The organism is Stieleria sedimenti (assembly GCF_025060895.1).
GTDB classification, from domain to species: Bacteria; Planctomycetota; Planctomycetia; order Pirellulales; family Pirellulaceae; genus Stieleria; species Stieleria sedimenti.
Genome location: NZ_JANZKV010000355.1, coordinates 1 through 2620, shown reverse-complemented (window position 1 = coordinate 2620; position 2620 = coordinate 1). Strand labels below are relative to the sequence as shown.

Genomic DNA, 2620 nt, shown 5'->3' with positions numbered 1-2620 from the left:
GCTTAACTTAGCGGTATTGCCTACCGCTACCAAAAACACCCCGCTTGGCGTCAAAGTAGGTGGCATCGGGCGTCAGCCAGTGGCGCGTGATGGCTGTGGTTTCACCGCGCGCCGCTCGCTAGCGCGTCCCGCTGGTGTGCAATCGATACCCGAGCTTCCGCAGGCACCCGACGGCGGCGGCCGCGATCAGTGTTCCGGTCGCGCACGTCGACAACGGGGCGATGCTGTACTGCAAGTTCAGATTCGGCCCGATCGCGTCGTCCTCGGCTTGTAGAGCGATAAAGCAGGCGGCGAAGACGGAAACATGAATCAACGCAATGATCAGCAGGATGAGGAAACGGCGCCGCGACGCATCAACGCACAGGATCCAGCGAAACAGTAGCATGGTCACGATCCCCAGCCCGATCGCCGGCAACATCACCATCAAGGCTTCATAAAAGAACACATCGACGTTGGACTGGTCATTGGCGACAAACGACAGTCGCACGAACGTGAAAATCAACGCGCTCACCAGCACCCATTCCATCAGCGCGAGCACGTTGACGCGTTGAAGCTTTGATTCCGGCCAACCGCGTGTGATTGTCCATCCGCGGAACAATTGCATGACCGCGGCCGGAAACACCGACGCAAAGGACATCGCCGGAGACAGAAACAGCTCTGCGATCATGTGTAGGTATGCCGATTCTTCCTGCATTGCGTGTTGCATCCAGCGGGTTTGCGTGACGGCCAACACAAGCCCTGTCACCAGGCAGTGTATGGCCACGTACCCTGCCGCCAACAACAAACGCTTCCAACCACTTCCGGCACGGAGCAAGATGGCGGCCAGGATCACCAGGCCGGATGCGAACGCAACCGCCGTCGAAACGCCATGGATCGCAAAGCTGATCGCGATCCCATTGTTCGGGCGGTTGCTCAGCGGAATCAAAGTCATCGCTTTGTCGACCAGCGGACTGCTTTGTGGCAGACCGATCACGAGCAACGCCAGCGCCGCCCACCAGAACCCCTGACCCCAGTGGCGGTCGCGAAGTGTTGGGTCGGGTTGGGGCATGCGGGACACCGCTACTGGATCACCTCGGGACGGTCAAACACAGTTGAAACACCGACGGCAAATCCGTCCAGCTGTCGCGACGATGCGGTTTGGCCGTCGAAGTTTCGGCTCAACTCATGATAGCTGGATTCGGATTCCGCGAGCCCGAGGACGGTGATGCTGCGGTCACGCGGATCGACAATCCAATATTCCGTGATGCCGGCTTTTGCATAATCGTACCGCTTTTCGATCCAATCGCGATCTGGATCGCTCTCGCTGACAATTTCCATCACCAAATCGGCGCCCTTCCAGAACTTGGGGGTCCGTTGTGTACGGTTTTCAGCCGACATGTACAACACATCCGGCTCACGAAACTTTCCATCCCATAAACGAACCGGCAGTGGAGCGACCAGGCAAACGCCTTTCGCATGGCTGTGGGTATCGATGAAGTTTCGAATCTGAAGCCACAGAAAGAGCGAGATCGCCTGATGCAATTCCGTCGGCATACGTAGGATCTCCAACACCCCGTTTTCGAATTCAACCAGTCGCCCCGCGTCCAATCCCAAGTAGTCCGACTCCGACCACGCGCCTTGACGCGGATAAAGCTTGGCGATCTCCCAGGTGGGTTCGCCGATTCGACTCGCTCGCGGCTCGCTGGACATCACGTCTCGCTAGACATCAGTGAATAGATCGATTGAAGAATCGCTTCGGAAAAGTATCGAAGGACGACTCTCACAATAGACTCGCGACGGAAGTGATGCAAATGCCTCGTCTTCAGGAACCGGCTGTCATGATTCGACGAGCAACCGGACGTCGTCGACGTTCCAGTACTTTTTAACGACCGGCGCCACGACGTTCTTTTCGAAGTGCAGAAACCCCATCAGCACCCCGATCGAGGTCAATAGCAATACGGCGATCAACCCGCCGACGATCGCCGCGATCGGCCCTAGTCGGCCCAAGATCAACCCGACGAAGACGCCGGCGGCGAACCCGCCGACGCCGCCCATGATCAGGTACTGAAGCATCCCCGGACGTCCGGCACGCTCGCGTTCCCGCTCTGGGACTTGCGCCAACAGTCGGGCGTAGTAGTCGGCAATCGTTTCCTCCCAACCTTCCCAACAGAATTCTGCCACGTCGTCTTGTTCTCCGCAGTGGGCGCAGAGTGTGGTCTGGATTCCCGACAGCGGATTGGCGACCGATTCAAACTCGGCGCCACTGATCTCTGTGTACTCGCCACACGGCAGATGGATGTAGTGAAAAGACTCGGGGACGCTCATTCGGTATGACTCATCGAATCAGGTTTTTGCGACGCGAAGGTTTCATTCTATCGAATGCCTTGGTGAAGCGGAGGGCAAGGCTGTCGGATGGAGGGTTCATCCCAGCACGTGGCGTGAGCCCAATGCCATCTACTTTGACGCCAAGCGGGGTGTTTTTGTTAGCGGTAGGGCGCGAGCCCTCCGGTCTTTCACGGTGTTTTTGAAGCGCAACCGGACGGCTCGCGCCGTTCCGCTAACACCTTTAGTGCCAATGAAGGGCTCCGCCCTGGGAACACATCGGCCCACCGATGGCAGCGCGAACCCACGGATCCCTGGC

Annotated in this window: 3 protein-coding genes; all 3 read right to left on the bottom strand. The window is 58.2% G+C overall.

Annotated features, from left to right (window positions below; genetic code table 11):
* Window positions 1-118: 118 nt before the first annotated feature.
* The gene (locus NZK35_RS33590; protein WP_259636905.1) at window positions 119-1048 is read right to left on the bottom strand and encodes a hypothetical protein; all 930 of its coding nucleotides are present in this window, start codon (window positions 1046-1048) and stop codon (window positions 119-121) included.
* 11 nt (window positions 1049-1059) lie between these two features.
* Window positions 1060-1689 carry a Uma2 family endonuclease gene (locus NZK35_RS33585; protein WP_259636904.1) on the bottom strand — a complete coding sequence of 210 codons (630 nt, stop codon included), beginning with the start codon at window positions 1687-1689 and terminating at the stop codon, window positions 1060-1062.
* A 126-nt stretch (window positions 1690-1815) separates the two neighbouring features.
* Window positions 1816-2304 carry a hypothetical protein gene (locus NZK35_RS33580; RefSeq protein ID WP_259636903.1) on the bottom strand — a complete coding sequence of 163 codons (489 nt, stop codon included), beginning with the start codon at window positions 2302-2304 and terminating at the stop codon, window positions 1816-1818.
* Window positions 2305-2620: the final 316 nt, after the last annotated feature.

Coding starts and splice junctions, on each gene's coding strand:
- NZK35_RS33590 (WP_259636905.1), bottom strand. CDS start 1,048: ATGCCCCAACCCGACCCAACACTTCGCGACCGCCACTGGGGTCAGGGG.
- NZK35_RS33585 (WP_259636904.1), bottom strand. CDS start 1,689: ATGTCCAGCGAGCCGCGAGCGAGTCGAATCGGCGAACCCACCTGGGAG.
- NZK35_RS33580 (WP_259636903.1), bottom strand. CDS start 2,304: ATGAGCGTCCCCGAGTCTTTTCACTACATCCATCTGCCGTGTGGCGAG.